The 16,392-nt window shown below is 35.2% G+C and carries 16 protein-coding genes; 4 read left to right on the top strand and 12 right to left on the bottom strand.

The window, feature by feature from the left end; translation table 11 throughout:
• Window positions 1–29: 29 nt before the first annotated feature.
• The 3 genes from EYD45_RS12780 to EYD45_RS12770 all read right to left on the bottom strand — a co-directional run bounded on the left by EYD45_RS12780 (window position 30) and on the right by EYD45_RS12770 (window position 2,868).
• The gene (locus tag EYD45_RS12780; protein ID WP_130964949.1) at window positions 30–1,619 is read right to left on the bottom strand and encodes a S41 family peptidase; all 1,590 of its coding nucleotides are present in this window, start codon (window positions 1,617–1,619) and stop codon (window positions 30–32) included.
• Window positions 1,619–2,050, bottom strand: coding sequence for a deoxycytidylate deaminase (locus EYD45_RS12775; RefSeq protein ID WP_130964948.1), 432 nt, complete (start codon window positions 2,048–2,050; stop codon window positions 1,619–1,621). The genes EYD45_RS12780 and EYD45_RS12775 overlap by 1 nt, the downstream gene beginning before the upstream one ends.
• Window positions 2,051–2,271: 221 nt before the next feature.
• Window positions 2,272–2,868 carry a HupE/UreJ family protein gene (locus EYD45_RS12770; protein WP_130964947.1) on the bottom strand — a complete coding sequence of 199 codons (597 nt, stop codon included), beginning with the start codon at window positions 2,866–2,868 and terminating at the stop codon, window positions 2,272–2,274.
• Window positions 2,869–2,956: 88 nt separating this feature from the next.
• Here EYD45_RS12770 and EYD45_RS12765 point away from each other — a divergent pair, with 88 nt between their 5' ends.
• Window positions 2,957–3,475, top strand: a complete 519-nt coding sequence (locus tag EYD45_RS12765; protein WP_130964946.1) for a hypothetical protein — start codon at window positions 2,957–2,959, stop codon at window positions 3,473–3,475.
• 80 nt (window positions 3,476–3,555) lie between these two features.
• On the opposite strand, the gene EYD45_RS12760 is transcribed toward EYD45_RS12765, so the two are convergent.
• The 3 genes from EYD45_RS12760 to EYD45_RS12750 all read right to left on the bottom strand — a co-directional run bounded on the left by EYD45_RS12760 (window position 3,556) and on the right by EYD45_RS12750 (window position 7,205).
• Window positions 3,556–4,269, bottom strand: coding sequence for a hypothetical protein (locus tag EYD45_RS12760; protein WP_130964945.1), 714 nt, complete (start codon window positions 4,267–4,269; stop codon window positions 3,556–3,558).
• Window positions 4,270–4,355: 86 nt separating this feature from the next.
• Entirely contained in the window at window positions 4,356–4,760 is a 405-nt protein-coding gene (locus EYD45_RS12755) for a hypothetical protein (RefSeq protein ID WP_130964944.1), read from the bottom strand.
• 156 nt (window positions 4,761–4,916) lie between these two features.
• A complete protein-coding gene (locus EYD45_RS12750) occupies window positions 4,917–7,205 on the bottom strand; it encodes a M28 family peptidase (RefSeq protein WP_130964943.1) in 2,289 nt (762 codons plus the stop codon).
• A gap of 126 nt (window positions 7,206–7,331) precedes the next feature.
• On the opposite strand from EYD45_RS12750, the gene EYD45_RS12745 reads away from it, so the two are divergent.
• Window positions 7,332–7,799, top strand: a complete 468-nt coding sequence (locus EYD45_RS12745) for a CBS domain-containing protein (RefSeq protein WP_130964942.1) — start codon at window positions 7,332–7,334, stop codon at window positions 7,797–7,799.
• A 2-nt stretch (window positions 7,800–7,801) separates the two neighbouring features.
• Here EYD45_RS12745 and EYD45_RS12740 read toward each other — a convergent pair whose 3' ends face one another.
• The 4 genes from EYD45_RS12740 to EYD45_RS12725 are packed head-to-tail and all read right to left on the bottom strand — an operon-like array spanning window position 7,802 to window position 10,015.
• Window positions 7,802–8,497, bottom strand: coding sequence for a hypothetical protein (locus EYD45_RS12740; RefSeq protein ID WP_130964941.1), 696 nt, complete (start codon window positions 8,495–8,497; stop codon window positions 7,802–7,804).
• A 58-nt stretch (window positions 8,498–8,555) separates the two neighbouring features.
• Window positions 8,556–8,906: a hypothetical protein gene (locus tag EYD45_RS12735; RefSeq protein WP_130964940.1), complete on the bottom strand. Its 351-nt coding sequence runs from the start codon at window positions 8,904–8,906 to the stop codon at window positions 8,556–8,558.
• 32 nt (window positions 8,907–8,938) lie between these two features.
• Complete coding sequence (locus tag EYD45_RS12730; RefSeq protein WP_130964939.1) at window positions 8,939–9,472, bottom strand: GNAT family N-acetyltransferase; 534 nt, start codon at window positions 9,470–9,472, stop codon at window positions 8,939–8,941.
• A 12-nt stretch (window positions 9,473–9,484) separates the two neighbouring features.
• Window positions 9,485–10,015 (bottom strand): DinB family protein, encoded by a 531-nt coding sequence (locus EYD45_RS12725; protein ID WP_130964938.1) that lies wholly within the window; start codon window positions 10,013–10,015, stop codon window positions 9,485–9,487.
• Between the two features lie 159 nt (window positions 10,016–10,174).
• Here EYD45_RS12725 and EYD45_RS12720 point away from each other — a divergent pair, with 159 nt between their 5' ends.
• On the top strand, window positions 10,175–10,507 hold the full coding sequence (locus tag EYD45_RS12720; RefSeq protein ID WP_130964937.1) for a single-stranded DNA-binding protein: 333 nt from the start codon (window positions 10,175–10,177) through the stop codon (window positions 10,505–10,507).
• Between the two features lie 71 nt (window positions 10,508–10,578).
• On the opposite strand, the gene nadB is transcribed toward EYD45_RS12720, so the two are convergent.
• Together nadB and nadA are read right to left on the bottom strand one after the other, a co-directional pair.
• Window positions 10,579–12,147: an L-aspartate oxidase gene (gene nadB / locus EYD45_RS12715; protein WP_165453933.1), complete on the bottom strand. Its 1,569-nt coding sequence runs from the start codon at window positions 12,145–12,147 to the stop codon at window positions 10,579–10,581.
• Window positions 12,148–12,150: 3 nt separating this feature from the next.
• Window positions 12,151–13,077, bottom strand: a complete 927-nt coding sequence (gene nadA / locus EYD45_RS12710; protein ID WP_130964936.1) for a quinolinate synthase NadA — start codon at window positions 13,075–13,077, stop codon at window positions 12,151–12,153.
• A 436-nt stretch (window positions 13,078–13,513) separates the two neighbouring features.
• Between nadA and EYD45_RS12705 the strand changes: the two genes are divergently transcribed.
• Window positions 13,514–16,105 carry a phosphoenolpyruvate carboxylase gene (locus EYD45_RS12705; protein WP_130964935.1) on the top strand — a complete coding sequence of 864 codons (2,592 nt, stop codon included), beginning with the start codon at window positions 13,514–13,516 and terminating at the stop codon, window positions 16,103–16,105.
• Window positions 16,106–16,392: the final 287 nt, after the last annotated feature.

The following is a 16,392-nucleotide window of genomic DNA, read 5'->3' as shown; positions in this document are numbered from 1 at the left end:
TTATTGAGACTGAGACTGTAAACTAAAAATTATTCCCCCTTACTCAACCGTATCACTTCTTCAATCATAATATCGCGTTGATTGATAACTTCCTCAAAAGCGCCATCACCAAAAAGTTGGTCGGCAATGGTAGCCTTTAGGTATAGCTTTACCTCTTCATGATACGCCACAAATGTAATGTTAGAGCCTGTTCTTACATTAAGATAATCCTGAAACTCAACAAGCATATCATCGGTAACCTTAAAATTATTTATAAAATCTTCACGCGTATAACCATCAAAGGCTTTTCGATCTTTTTCTAAAGTTTCAAAGGTGTAATATCCAAAGACACCTCTACGTTTTAGATAGGTTAATGTTTCGTTATTCATGGATTTATCTACAGGTACAAACACATCAGGAATAATACCGCCGCCACCATAAACCACTTTGCCTTTTGGAGTAGTGAATTTTAAAGAATCGGCAACTTCAATCTTTGTATCATCAGAAAGCTCACCGTTTTCAATACGCTTATAGTAATCCTCGTAGTATTCACGGTTGCCTTTATCATACGGACGTTGAATAGAGCGACCTGTAGGTGTATAATACCTTGACACCGTTAAGCGCACTGCACTGCCATCACCTAAATCCATTTCGCGCTGCACCAAACCTTTTCCATAAGAGCGACGCCCTACAATAGTACCTTTATCGTTATCCTGCAAAGCACCTGCAACAATCTCACTTGCCGATGCAGAGTTTTCATCAATTAACACAAACACTTCACCTGTTTCAAATTCGCCCTTGCTAGTAGCGTAGCTTTTTTCAATATCACCGCGCTTGTTTTTAGTAAACAAAATAAGTTTATCATCCTCTAAAAATTCGTCTAAAATCCGTTCGGTAATATCCAATCTACCTCCAGGATTGTCTCTTAAATCTAGTGCTACTTTGGTGGCACCTTGCGCTATGAGCTTATCCAATCCGTCCTTAAACTCTTTATAGGTAGATTCTGCAAACTTATTTATCTTGATGTATCCCAAACTATCGGTTAGCATATAAGACGCATCTACACTTTTAATTGGTATTTTGCTTCGTTTTACCTTAAACGTCAATAGTTCTGGCTCACCTCTTCTATAAACCTTCAACTCTACTTTAGAATTCAAAGGACCTTTTAATTTTTTTATTAATTCCCCATCCTTTAAAGCATCACCTATTAAGGTGTCAGCATCCGCCATTACAATACGGTCGCCACTTTTTATACCTGCTTTTGCACTTGGCCCGTTTTCAATAGGGCGTATCACTGCAATTGTATCCTTATAGGTGTAGAAACTAACGCCTATACCCACAAAATTACCGCGCATTTCTTCAGCAACACGCTCCATATCATCCCTGGGAATATACACCGAATGCGGGTCTAAGTTTTCCAAAATACCGTTTACCGTTACATCTACAATGCTATCGGTATTAATATCATCTACATAATCATACTCTATATAATCTATAAGCCTATTCAATTTGTCCTTTTTGCTATTAGCCGTAAACAAGCGGTCTGGTGCATCACTAAAGTTCAACTTTCCACCAACAAAAATGCCAATAGCTATGGCCACTCCCAGTATTAAAGGCAAATATTTTTTATGAAAATGCATTATGCTTCTAAATCTTCTATTAATTGTAAATCTATACCGGCGCGTTTTAAAAAACTCAACCCAGATTTATCCTTATAGGCCTTGTTATAAACCACCCTAACAATTCCCGCTTGGTGAATCAACTTACTACACTCTTTACATGGCGAAAGCGTGATATACAAGGTAGCTCCTTTGCACGATTGCGTAGAGGCCGCCACTTTTAAAATAGCGTTTGCCTCGGCGTGCAACACATACCATTTGGTGTAGCCCTCATCATCTTCACAAAAATTCTCAAACCCTGTTGGCGTGCCATTGTAACCATCAGAAATTATCATTCTATCCTTCACAATAATCGCACCAACCTGTTTCCGCTTACAATACGATAACTTTCCCCATTCCTGCGCAATCCGCAAATAAGCCTTGTCGTATTTTAGTTGTTTTTCGTCCTGCATTAATTTTTATTTGGGCGTTCCCCTCTATGAAACCTATGAATGATTAAAACTAATTTCGTACTCGGGGTCGGGCTTTCCGTTTGTAGTTTTGGCTCGATGCGCGCCTCGCCAAAAGCTATCACTGTAATCCCTAACGCAAAAGTCTATAACGAAAATAGCATGTTCATATTTTAATTACTAATCTACAGGCGTTAAAGTTTTTACAAAACTGGTTATTTTGCTCAGGCTTTACTTAAAAATTCACTGTCCATCAACATCGGAATCACCAAACCAATAACAATAGATGAAATAACCATAATCCAATCTCGCTTAGAAAACCTAAAAATGGTCTGCACCAGATACCCCACAAACAACACTACAAACACAATGATAACCTGAGCTATCTCAATGCCTAAAGCAAACTCTAAAAGCAATGCCAACTTATTGTCTGATTCTCCTAAAAGCATGTGAAATTCCCTTGCAAACCCCAAGCCATGTATCAATCCAAAAAACAAAGTAGTAATAAAGAGTACACCCACACGTTCTTTTTGGGCACCTTTTCCAGCAGTAAAAACATTATAAAGCGCAGCGACAAGTATGGTAACAGGAATTAAAAACTCTACCAGTGCACCGTCAACCGTTACTACGTTGTAAGCTGCCAATACTAATGAGAGCGTATGCCCAAGTGTAAACATAGAGACCAACAACAACACTCGTTTCCAATCTTTAAACAGATAAGGAATGGCAAGTACCATTAAAAATAAAACATGATCGTAGCCGTTAATGTCAAGTACATGCTTTATACCGTAATTTACATTGAAAAGAAAATTATCGAACATTTTAACTAGATTTTAGGGTTCGTCAAATATACAATTAATCAAAACATAAATCTATATTTGCAACGATAGCAATAAATTTAAGCAGCATATGACGTTAAGGGTATTAAACATATTAAGTTTTTGTTTTATGGTAATGGCGTGCAATAATAAGCCTCAACAAAATGCAGAAGTTACGTCCGAAAACAAAGTTAGCTTAATTACTGAAGCCGATATTGAAAAACTGAAATACATAGAGTTTTCCCTAGATCCAAAAGTTGAGATTTTGGCCGAACCATGGCAGCCTTATGAGCAACTTCAAACTGCCATTGAAAATATAAAAAAAGCCAACTTCTCGTTTTTTGAAGACAACGAACAAGCTGTTTTTGAATTGGTAAAAGAGCTTCGCAAAGCTATTCCAGATACACTTAAAACACAATCTGTATTATCGAGAATAACCATCGTAGAGAACATGCTCTACAAACTGGACGACACCCACGAAATGCACACTACAACAAAACCTGAATTAGCGGAAGCCATCAAGAATTTATTGGTATCCTACTCCAACTTAAATTTTCAGCTTAATAAAAAGATTGAGAAAGACGGACAGCGTATTGTACGTCCTAACTAGAGCATGTCCAATATGATTCATAAAAACAAAAAAGGATATCTACCGATATCCTTTTTTTAATTGTATGTTTTTAAACCAGCCTACTGTTTTGGTTGAGCTGCTTGAGCCTGCATCACTTGTTTTTGCCTAAGCAATTCGTTTTTGGTAAGGTTTACCAAATTAAAATTAGGCGATGCCTTTAAGGTATCGTCTAAAATATCAACGGCTGCATCAATGTTGTTTTCTCTGTCTTGCTGAAACAACTGTAAGGCTTTTAGGTACATAAATGCACTTTTAAGCTCTACTTGATATGGTGTTTGCTTTTCATAATATGCATGTTTCATATCTGGTTTTGCATTGGCTAAACCATAGTTAATATGCTTCAATGCTTCATCCAGTTTCTGAACCTGCAAATTAAGTTCTGCCAATTCATAAGCTAAGGCAGGACTTGGGTTTCTCTTAAACATTTCATTAAAATGTACCAAAGCACGTTCTGGCTGCTTTACAGCTTTTAAAGACATGGCTTTTACCTCAACAGCAATATTTGAATCATCTACTTTTGGGTCTATTCCAATAGTGTTTAAGGCTTGCATATACTGGCCTTCACTCATATAAATGTAAGCCAGCGTATCTTTCCTAGCTTCAGAAGGCGCCAAAATATTTAAATGGGTCATTGCATTTATGATACCTTGCACATCTCCTTGCGCACGCATTTGCTTTCCGTAAGCCTCAAAATGCTTAATCAATTCAGCGTTACTTTGCCCACCCATTTGAAGGGTTATAGCAAACAACACTACCAACATAATTCGTTTCATTATCGTTTAATTTAATTTGAAGCCCAAAACTATAAAAAATTGGGACTTAATCTCTTAAAAGTTTATTAATTGTTACAAGTGTGTTTTTAAAAGTTCATACACAGCCCAATTCCAGTTCTGTTCCCAATAATTTTAAACTTAGGCTTAAAACTGTTATAAGAGGTAGTATTTAAGGATGCATTATATAATTCAACAGCTGATTTTGCGTTTTTATTCACTCTGGAAGAAATGGGGATGGCAATAGCTACAAGTCCTGCTCCAATACCCGCTAAAGCCCAATTTGCATCACCACCACCTGCAGCAGTTCCAATGGGCCAACCAATGAGTCCGCCTCCTGCAAAGCCAATAATTGAAGCCAGTGTATTATTAGACTGTGCTTTTTTAATAAGCTCAAACGCTTCTTGGTTAGACGCCATGGTTTTCACCAAATCCTTCATTGTCATAAGGTTTCCGTCTTGAGAGTATTTGTAACCTCCAAACACTTTTTCCATTTCGATTTTTTGAGCGTTGCATAACGTTACAAATGATAAGATGAAAGTTAAAATTAGAATTGATTTTTTCATTTTTTAGATTGATTTTTATTCAGAATATTAAATGATTTATTATTATTAGCGATGGTTTTTTTCATTTTTCAAACTTATGCACTACTAAGGCACAACAATCCTTTCTTTAATCACCACCGCATCATTTAGCACAAAAGGTTTGGGTATCATTCTTGGGTAACGGTCTGGAATATCAAACAGTTCATGATCCATTAAATTATAGGAAGCCTCGTAAAGCAAAAACTCCGTGCTTTGCTCCTTAGGAACGGTAATTTGCAGTTCTAAAGGTTCGTTTTTAGAAACGTAGTATCTAAGCAGCCTATTACTTTTTCGTTTGTTAAAAACAGTACCATCTTTATCGGGTTTTACATCCATTCCATTTATTTTTATTCTGTAAAACATATAGCTTGTATCTGCAAAAAACTCCATGCGTTGCACATCGCGAAGAGGCGTAACACAAATATCTACAGTTTTAAACGCACCTACCACGGTGTCATTTGCAATTTCAATAACAGGCTGTGGTATTGGTTTAACCTCGGTGGTCTTAGCAAACTGTATTTTGGTATTATACTTACTGCTAAACACAATACCAATGGTATCCTTAGAGGTTTTGTTGAAAAAATGAGCCGTCCAATCGTCCAGCACCGTATCGTAAGTCATCCATTTTGCGGAATTAGTATCCGCATCCAAAACATACATTAAACTATTGGGTTTTGGTCTTTCTCTATTAAAATCAGACTTAAAATGTGCACTTACCAAATAATACAAGCCAAACAGCAAAAAGAGATAACCCCAACGTTTTTTATGTCTGAAAAACGCAAATACCGAAATTAAGAGCCCAAACATTAAAACCACAAACGCAGTGGAGGTCACCAGCATCTTTAGCCCTAAGCCTACCGGAAACATTTGTACCATTGGCGAAAAGACAAACAACATAGGAAAGCCTAATAAAGTAAGTAACACCAATCTTGGCTTTTTTCTTTTTAATAGTATAAAGAAACTTAACAAGCCAAAATACACCGGAATAATAAAAAAACTAGCACCCTTTAATTTAAAAGCAATAATACCGGAAATTACAAGCCAAAAAAACAATGGTGCCACCATTAAACTTGCAGCATTTTCTGGTTTATACACTTTGCTGTAAACCAATAAGCATAATGCTAAGGTTATGCAAACAAAAGCCGAGATGTAGGTGTGACCATTATAGGTAAACCCATGTAACATCTCGCTATATTGTGGGTAAAGTAGTAGCAGTAATTTCCATCCGAAAACTCCCAAAACTACACAAGCCATTAATGCTCCAAAAAAAGCAGCAAACCCCTTACCAACGGGTTTCATCTCAATTTTACGTTTGTTAAGCCCATAAAAAAGCAAAAGCGCAAAAACTAAAACGGCTAAAATAAAAAGTGGCAAAATCCATGAATACGGATAAGTGACCATTTTTAAAAATGGCACGTTAAAATATACAAGATCATCAATGCTTTTTAGCTCATCCAAATTTGCCGCGCTAAAATAGTTGAGCATCGCCATAAGATATGACCCTTGATGCTCTAGAGTGTTTCTGTCCAGCCTATCATAAGTATCCAATGCTGTATGGTAATCAAAGTGATCGTCTACAAATGCAAAATTGAAACCATCAATATCGGCATCTTCCCTAAACCTGGTTAAATCTGTATCATTCGGTAGTAGTTTATAAATACTGTAAAACAACGAGTTTCCTAGAGGAAATTCTGGATTTGCATTTACAAAGCCCTTAATTAAATTAGCATTTCCTTTATTGGTTTCAACCAGCATAATACTTGGTCCGCCGCTTCCTCTTGCTTCAAAATTTACCGCTAGCCCTACATCTTTGGCCCACGGATGTTTATTTACAAAAATATCGGCACCATTAAGCCCTAGCTCTTCACCATCGGTAATTAAAATAATAATATCATTTTTTGGTGTTTTGTTTGTGCTTAAAAAAGCACGTAACCCTTCTAGAATCGTAACGACACCAGAACCTGCATCACTAGCACCAAAGGAAGAATGTGGATGACTATCATAATGCGTCAATAACAACAAAGCCTTTCCTTTTTCGCTACCTTTAATCCTACCTAGGATGTTTGTTGGTTTTGAAAAATTCCCCCATTCACCAATTGCGTAATCGGTTTGTAATTGGGTTTCAATACCAAGATGCTCCAGTGCTGTAACAATGTAATTTTGCACCTCTTGATGTGCTTCGCTCCCTAAAAAATGTGGGGTTTTAGAGATTTCTTTAAGATGCACAAGCGCACGCTGGGTTGAAAACTGAGCGTTTGGCGCATCCATACTAGAAATTTTACTTGGGATAATGGCCGAAAAACTCCAATAGATAGCAAGTATTATGAGTATAACTGCAACAGCTTTCTTCATCATAATCTTAGTTTAGTTTATTTGTATTTATAAAAATACAAAATAATGCCTGCTAGCTGCCCATAAATCACTGTTTTAGGAAAACTAATTATTTTTATCTATATTTAAGTTTAACAAAATTTGAATATTATGGGCATTAAAAGTTTTCAAGGGTCGAGAAGACAACAATCAACAGCAGCTGACAACACACCACTAAAGGTGAGTGACTACATGACGAGAAATTTGATAACCTTTACTCCTGATCAGTCTATTGAAAGCGTAATGCAGGCTTTAATTAAAAATAGAATTTCCGGAGGCCCAGTGGTTAACGAGAAACAGGAGTTAATCGGTATCATTTCAGAAGGAGACTGCATCAAGCAAATAAGCGAAAGCCGCTACTATAATATGCCAATGCAAGACCAAACCATAGAAAAACACATGGTAGGTAATGTTGAAACTATAGACGGTAATATGAATATATTTGACGCTGCTAAGAAATTTTTAGAGGCAAAGCGTCGTCGTTTCCCAATAGTTGAAAATGGTAAACTGGTAGGGCAAATAAGTCAAAAAGATGTTCTAAAAGCCGCTATGAAACTTAAGGGACAAACTTGGAAATAGTTTTATAGACGTTCTCTTTTTTGAAGTCTTGCTTTGGGCAAATCGGTAATTATTATCTCTTGTTCCTTTATACTTTCTAAGGTTGCAATTTTAGAATAGTTGTAGCCATCGATAGTTATATCTACTGCCTTCCATTTGGCAATACCACCAACAGTTACCGTTTCGCCAACTTCTAGTATGCGCTCGGTGTATCGTAGCCGTTTATTAAATCCTAAAAGATTTCTACTGTTAATATTATAGGCTTGTAATAAATTTTTAAATTCAGCTGTTGGTGCATTAAAAAAACCTGAGGACACATGTTCATCCTCCACCAAATATATTTCAAAATTTAATGGATCTGTTTGCGGTTTTATCATGGCTACCTCTCCTTTTTGCTCAATAAAAAAGTCTTGAATGTTTTTTTCATCCACCAATGTTTTCCAATAGGAGTTTTTTCCTCGCTTTTTTCGCTGCTGAATCTTAAACTCGTAAGCCACACATTTTCGTTTACTAAATGGCGCGACAAATGGCTCATGTACATGCAATACTTTACCTGTAACTTTGGTGGGTTCGTTGGTTCTAAACTGAAGAATATCCTTGCGCTTTAACTTTGAAAGCTTTCTGAGTATTTTTTGTTTTTTACTAAAGTAGTAAACGAGAATTCCAATAGTGATAATGATAACTACTATAACTATGGGAACTATAATTTGTTCTGGCATTTAAATGGGTTAGCTGTTTGTTATATAAGTATCTTAATTTTTTAATCCGTTACACGTTTTACTTCTTTCGTTTCACCAGCGCATAATAATCGCCTTCAATGGGCAAGTAGCCTTGATCGTAAACAAAATAGTATACTTTACCCGCTTTTGTTGTATAAATACTCGTGAAATAGTTAAAGTCAAATCCCATTTCAACAAGTGTTGCTTTAGAGCGCGTAACTTTACCATCAGGATTGAGTCTTTCTAAAATCCTGTGGTTTTTTCGTAAACGATTATTAGTATTCCTGATAAGGTTTTTACTGTCTTTATTTATGCGATTGTTATAGGCATTTCTACAACCATCGCTACAGAATTTCTTATCGATTCTACCAACAATTTTATCGCCACATTCCAAACACTGCTTTTCCATTTCTATCAATTCTTTTTTAATTTAAAACTACCTTATTCAGGTTTTTCCATTTTATACCAACGTAATTGCAGTTGTTCTGGTTCAAAATAGAAGTCATTCAAATACGTCAACCCAATTTTTAAAAGTGCATTATGCGACGCTTGATTTCCTATTTCCGTGGTGGCATAAATTCTAGAAAGCCCCATTTCATTAAATGCATAATCAATTGCTGCCTTTCCAGATTCGGTAGCATACCCTTTGCCCCAAAATTTTGGAATCAGTCTGTAACCTACATCGTAGTATTTGGTAAAACCATTCATATTATATTCTTGGTTAAGTCGAATTCCAGACCAACCAATAAAATCTCCTGACGATTTTTCAATAGCCGCCCAGCGCCCAATGCCACGATCTTTATATTGATTTAAAACACTTTCTATAATTTTCTGAGATTCAGATCTAGTTTTAACGGGTTTGTTACCCAAATATTTGTGAACTTCTGGATTGGAGTCTAATTCAAACATACCGTCTAAATCTGTCAATCGGAGTTCTCTTAAAATCAAACGCTCTGTCTCAATATGAAATTTCATTTTTTAATTATTTTACCAATCACCAGCATAATTTAATTCAATTTTTGAAGACAACTTTAAAAGGCTATGGTTATATCTTAGTATTTGTCTGATATGTAAATAATCATGAGCCAACCAGTTTCTTAAAAACAGTTCTGCTGATAAATTCCCAAGGTGCGGATGACTCAATGAACTATCCCAATCAACATCCTTAAGTTGGTTTAACCATACAATGGAGTTAGTACGTTCTTTTAAAAACAATTTAAGTGTTTGGTGGTAATCCTTACTTTTATAATTATGGGTTTTTACCCAACCTTCGGGGTCAATCGGTACCAACTCATTTTCATGGTATTCCAAAGCATGTTTTACACGTGCCCTAAAATCCAAAATTTCTTCGTCTAAAAGATGGCAAACTATCTCTAAAAGATTCCACTTTTCAGGTTTTGGACGCCAATTATAATGGTAATCGGTTTTATTTTTTAAAAGATTGTCAAAAACCTCTTGATTGCTTTCTAATTGATTAATGATGTCATGAAACCCCATATTTACTAATGTTCTTGCCAAATATACAATAATTATTATCCGTTTACAAACGACTACAAATATTTACAAACGAATTTAAATGCGTAATCACCGAATAACTTTTCAATGCTGTTACATATTTGCAGTGTCGAAACATAAGAACTCGATGGTATTAACTGTTAAACATTAAAATTTAAAATTATGAACGCACTTAGAAACAAAGTACAGTTGATTGGTAGATTAGGACAAGATCCTGAAATTATTAACTTCAGCAATGGCAATAAAATTGCAAAATTTTCGATTGCCACAGACGACAGCTACAAAGATAAAAGTGGCAACAAAGTAGAACGCGCTTATTGGCACAATGTGGTTGTGAGAGGTGGATTAGTAAATGTAGTTGAAAACTATATTTCTAAAGGAAAGGAAATTGCCGTTGAGGGCAAATTGACCAACAGAAGTTATGAAGATAAAAATGGTAACCAACGTTATATTACTGAGGTAATTTGCAACGAACTGCTAATGCTTAGTAAATAGACCTTTTTTTGTTCCAAAAAGGAAAGAAGGCGCTTTGAGGGAAGCGCCTTTTCTTTTTTTATACATAACAACTAACCTACAATCACATTGATGTTATCACTATTAAAATAACCACCCTTATTTTCTTTTCGCTCTAAAGATTGATTAATAATTAAATGGGCAACGTTTATCATGTTTCTTAATTCACATAATGAAGTCGTCACTTTTGATTCGCGATACAAATCCTCAACTTCGGTATAAATTACATCCAAACGTTTTACTGCTCTTTTTAAACGCGCATTATTCCTAACAATACCTACGTAGTCGCGCATTAATGCTTGCAGTTCTTTTAAATTATGCTGAATTAAAACATGTTCTTTGGTAATTACCGTGCCTTCTTCATTCCAAAGCGGAATTTCTACATTTACAGCTTCTAATTTATGTTTTGAATGGTACTTGTAAATATTATGAGCGTATACCAATGCTTCTAATAGGGAGTTTGATGCCAGCCTGTTAGCACCATGAAGTCCTGTACGGGTGCATTCACCACAGGCAAATAAATTTTCTAGTGTTGTTTTTCCTTTTTTATCCACCTGAATCCCACCGCATAAATAATGGGAGGCAGGCACAACAGGAATCCAATCCGTTTCAATATCAATATGGTTTTCTAAACATTTATCATAAATATTTGGAAAATGCTTTTTAAACTTCTCTATATCTAAATGGGTACAATCCAAAAATACGTGAGCGTCTCCAGACTTCTTAAGCTCATTGTCAATACTTTGAGACACAATATCCCTTGAAGCTAATTCCGCCCTATCATCATAATCAGGTATAAACCTGTAGCCTTTTTTATTTCTTAAATAGGCACCAAAACCCCTAACGGCTTCCGAAATTAAAAATGAGGAACCACCTTCCACATCATATAAAGCTGTAGGATGAAATTGTACAAATTCCATATCCTTAACACGTGCTTTTGCGCGATACGCCATGGCAATACCATCTCCAGTAGCAATTGTTGGGTTGGTAGTATGTCCATAAACTTTACCTATACCACCTGTAGCCAATAAGGTACTATTTGCCTTTACAGTAAAAATATATCCAGTTTTTTGGTTGAGCACGTAAGCTCCATAACACGTTTTCGGTTTTACTCCAGAATCTTTTATATGATGATCTGTAATTAAATCAATGGCGAAGTGATAAGGCAATAATTCTATATTTGGTAATTGACGCACACGTGTTAACAAAGCACGTTCAATTTCGTAACCTGTGATGTCCTTATGGTGAATAATCCTGTATTCAGAATGCCCGCCTTCCTTCCCTAAACTAAAAGCCCCGTCAGGGTCAGTATCAAAATTTGCACCCCATAATAATAGCTCTTCCAGTCGTTTAGGCCCTTCTTCAACTACCATTTTTACTACAGCTTCATCGCATAATCCATCTCCCGCAATCAAGGTGTCTTTAATATGTTTTTTAAAAGAATCTTGGTCTTTATCTAAGACTATAGCCACACCTCCTTGGGCGTATTTGGTATTGGATTCATCTTCGCTATCCTTGGTTACAATCACTACTTTCCGTTCTGGAAATTCTTCAGCAATTTTAACAGCAAACGTTAAGCCTGCTATTCCTGAACCAATAACCAGATAATCAGTAATAATCATAATTTATTTTGAAAGCTCAAGCATACGCTCAATAGGTAACAGCGCCCGTTCAATGATTGCCGGGTCTACTTCTATTTGTGGAGACTCATTGAGCATACAATCATAAAGTTTTTGCATGGTATTCATTTTCATGAAGTGACACTCGCTACATGCACAGGTATTATCTTCCTTTGCAGGTGCCGGAACTAACTCGGTATTGGGCATTTCCTGTTGCATTTTATGAAGTATTCCTGCTTCGGTAGCCACGATAAATTTTTGATCTTGATGCGCTTTCACATAATTTATCATTCCAGAAGTAGAACCAATATAGGTAGCAGTATCTAAAATATGTGTTTCAGATTCTGGATGTGCTATAATTTTATAGTCGGGATATTTTTTGTGCAACTGAATTAATTTTTCCATAGAAAAAGCTTCATGCACAATGCAACTGCCGTCCCATAGTAACATATCTCTTCCCGTTTCATTAATGATATATCGACCTAAATTTTTATCTGGAGCAAAAATAATTGGTGTTTCCTTTGGAATAGATTCTACAATTTTAAGAGCGTTTGACGAGGTGCAAACAATATCACTTAGCGCTTTAATTTCTGCAGAACAATTTACGTAGGTAATCACTACGTGATCTGGATGGGCTTTGGTAAATTTTTCAAAAGCTTCTGGTGGACAAGAATCTGCCAAAGAACAACCGGCGTTTAAATCTGGCAACACTACGGTTTTTGACGGACTTAATATTTTAGCGGTTTCGGCCATAAAATGCACACCTGCAAACACAATCATATCTGCATCCGTTTCAGCAGCTTTTTGCGACAAACCTAAACTATCACCTACATAGTCCGCAATATCCTGAATTTCGCCTACTTGGTAATAATGGGCTAAAATCACCGCATTTTTTTCTTTTTTAAGTCGGTTTATTTCCTTTACTAAGTCCATTTAGTTCTTAAATGTTTAATTACAAAAACATGGTTGGTTGTCGCTAATTAAGCTTTATGGTACAAATATCTTAATAAAAAAGATTGGTGGTACCCTATTTTGAATAAAAATAAACCCGAATAAAAGACCTTTAATCTTTTAATTAAATCGTTAAGTTATTGTTAATCAAAGGCAGTAATATTTAAAAAAATCAAAAACGAAAAATCCACAATTAAGACTCCTTATTCTTCCTTCAACAATTACAGCAATCTTACAATAGTCTGAAAACCAGTTTTCCAACGATGTTAATTAAAAAGATATTGAGATTGTACGTTTTTTATTTAATTATTCACAACCATAATTCCTTAAATCACAAATATTGACAAAACTTTTAATGGACTGGTAGGTTACACAATCCTTTAGTATTTTTACGACTCATTTTACTAAAGCTGAATATATGTCTGTAGAACCAAAGTTAATTAGATTTAATCAAACCGTATTGTCCAAGTATAATATATACAACAGTATATTTATGACATTACCTTTTGATGCCGTTACAAAAACTGGTGTTTTATTGCCGTTATTTCATGAAACCTGCAAGAAAGGTTTTGAAAATGGGGATGACCCTACTACCATTGTAGAAACTTTTTTTACTAAATATCAAGCAAGACGTAATAAGCAAAGCCAAATAAACTTGTTGTTCAGGTTTATTCAATATATTGAAAGACAGGTAGTTTTATTTGATGCCATAGAGGACGCCGCTTTCCCTGTTGTAAACAATATGGATGGTGTTGGTACACTTAGAAACCTGAAAGGGTCTGCCATGTCTGAAGGAAAAATGGACGAACTTAAAGCCTTTTTAGAAGAATTTAAGGTGCGTATTGTTTTAACAGCCCACCCTACTCAGTTTTATCCAGGTTCGGTTTTAGGTATTATTACTTCCTTAACCAAAGCAATTAAAGAAAATGATTTATCTGGTATAAACAATCTTTTTGGCCAACTTGGAAAAACACCGTTTTTTAAACATAAAAAACCCACACCATACGCTGAAGCAAAAAGCCTTATGTGGTACTTAGAAAATGTATTTTACAAAACTTTTGGTGATATATATAACTATATTCAAACCAATATTTATGCCGATGGCAAAAAGCACAATGATATTATAAATATTGGTTTTTGGCCTGGTGGTGATAGAGATGGAAATCCATTTGTTAAACCAAAAACCACTCTAAAAGTTGCAAATAAATTAAAACGCTCCATTCTTAAAAAGTATTACGAAGATTTAAGAGATTTAAGAAAAAAGCTAACCTTTAGAGGCGTAGAGGATAAAGTAATACGCTTAGAAACTATAATGTATGAATACAGTATAGATTTAAAAACAAAAAAGGCAATCACATTAGAAGAGTTTATCAAAGAATTGTTTGTTATTAGAAACCTTGTGGTAGAGCAACATCAATCGCTTTACGTCAATGAAATCAATAGCTTAATAAACAGAGTGCATTTGTTTGGCTATAGATTTGCAACACTTGATATAAGACAAGATAGTAGAATTCATCATGCTGTATTCACTACTGTAATTGATTATTTAATTGAAAAAGGCAGTAAATCTTTCCCAAAAAACTATCACGATTTATCTGAAGCTGAACAAATTGAAATTTTATCAAAAGCAAATGACGACATTGAAGATTTAGATATTTTTGAAGATGAAATGGTAAAAAACACACTCAAAACCATCGCCATAATCAAAGGCATTCAGGATAGTAATGGCGAACGCGGTGCAAACAGATACATCATTAGCAATAACCAAACGGCTCTAAATGTAATGCAGCTTTTTGCAATGCTTAAAATAGTTGGTTTTAAAGATGCCCTTACTGTAGATATTGCACCTTTGTTTGAAACCATTCCAGATTTAGAAAACGCACCAGGTGTGATGGAGCAATTATATCAAAATCCAGAATATATGAAACATCTAAGGGCAAGAGGTAGTAAACAGCACATTATGCTAGGTTTCTCCGACGGCACGAAAGATGGCGGATATTTAATGGCAAACTGGGGTATTTACAAGGCCAAAGAGTTATTGACAGCAATGTCTAGAAAATATGATATTACAGCCATATTTTTTGATGGTAGAGGTGGCCCACCAGCAAGAGGTGGTGGAAAAACACACAACTTCTACTCGTCTTTAGGTCCTACTATTGAAGATAAAGAAGTACAGGTAACCATACAAGGACAAACGGTAAGCTCTAATTTTGGAACAAATGATTCGTCTCAATATAATCTTGAGCAATTAATTAGTTCTGGAATAAAAAACAGAATTGATGGGGAGAAGAATCTCTTATCTGATAAAGATAGAGCTGTAATGGATGATCTTGCCGAAACCAGCTACCAAACCTACAAAGACTTTAAAAGTCATCCTATGTTCATACCATACTTGGAGCGTATGAGTACCCTAAAATACTATGCAAAAACCAATATAGGCAGTAGACCATCTAAACGTGGTAAATCTGACAAACTAGTCTTCTCTGATTTAAGAGCTATTCCGTTTGTAGGTTCTTGGAGTCAGTTAAAACAAAACGTCCCTGGTTTTTATGGTGTTGGTACCGCTTTAAAGTTATATGAAGATAGAGGCGAATGGGATAAGGTTGTGCAGTTATACACCAACTCTAAATTCTTTAAAACATTAATTGATAATAGTATGATGTCTTTGACCAAATCGTTCTTCGATTTAACAAAATACATGTCAAAAGATGAAGAGTTTGGTGAGTTTTGGAAAATTATCTACGAAGAATACCTTACCACAGAGCGCTTATTACTTAAATTATCGGGGTATGATGAGCTTATGGAAAACGAGCCAACAAGTAAAGCCTCAATTGAGGTAAGAGAACATATCGTTTTACCATTATTAACCATTCAGCAATATGCTTTGAAGAAAATTCAAGAATTTGAAAAAGCAGGTGTTCCAAAAGATGATCCAGAAAAGGTGATTTTTGAAAAAATAGTAACACGATCTCTGTTTGGCAATATTAATGCGAGTAGAAATTCGGCATAAAAGTAAATAACATATCCATTTAAAAAACCCTATTATACTATTTGTAAATTAGGGTTTTCTTTTAGAACTAAAATAGAATTGATACTATGTACCATGATAAGAAGACACGTTAAAGTAAGATATCTTGGGAATGATTTATAGGATTATAGAATAACTTCCCAACTAGGGATAGATTTTATTGCTGTCGATTTTAAAAATAACGGCAAGCTTAAAAAAGCAGTGTGCAAAACGATAATTAGAGACTTTTTCAAATCCAAAACATATTCTAAATCTCATAAAATAAAAAT

The sequence above is a fragment of the Hyunsoonleella flava genome (assembly GCF_004310325.1).
Classification (GTDB): domain Bacteria; phylum Bacteroidota; class Bacteroidia; order Flavobacteriales; family Flavobacteriaceae; genus Jejuia; species Jejuia flava.
The sequence above is the reverse complement of the archived record's forward strand: the minus strand, read 5'-3'. Positions and strand labels throughout refer to the sequence as shown.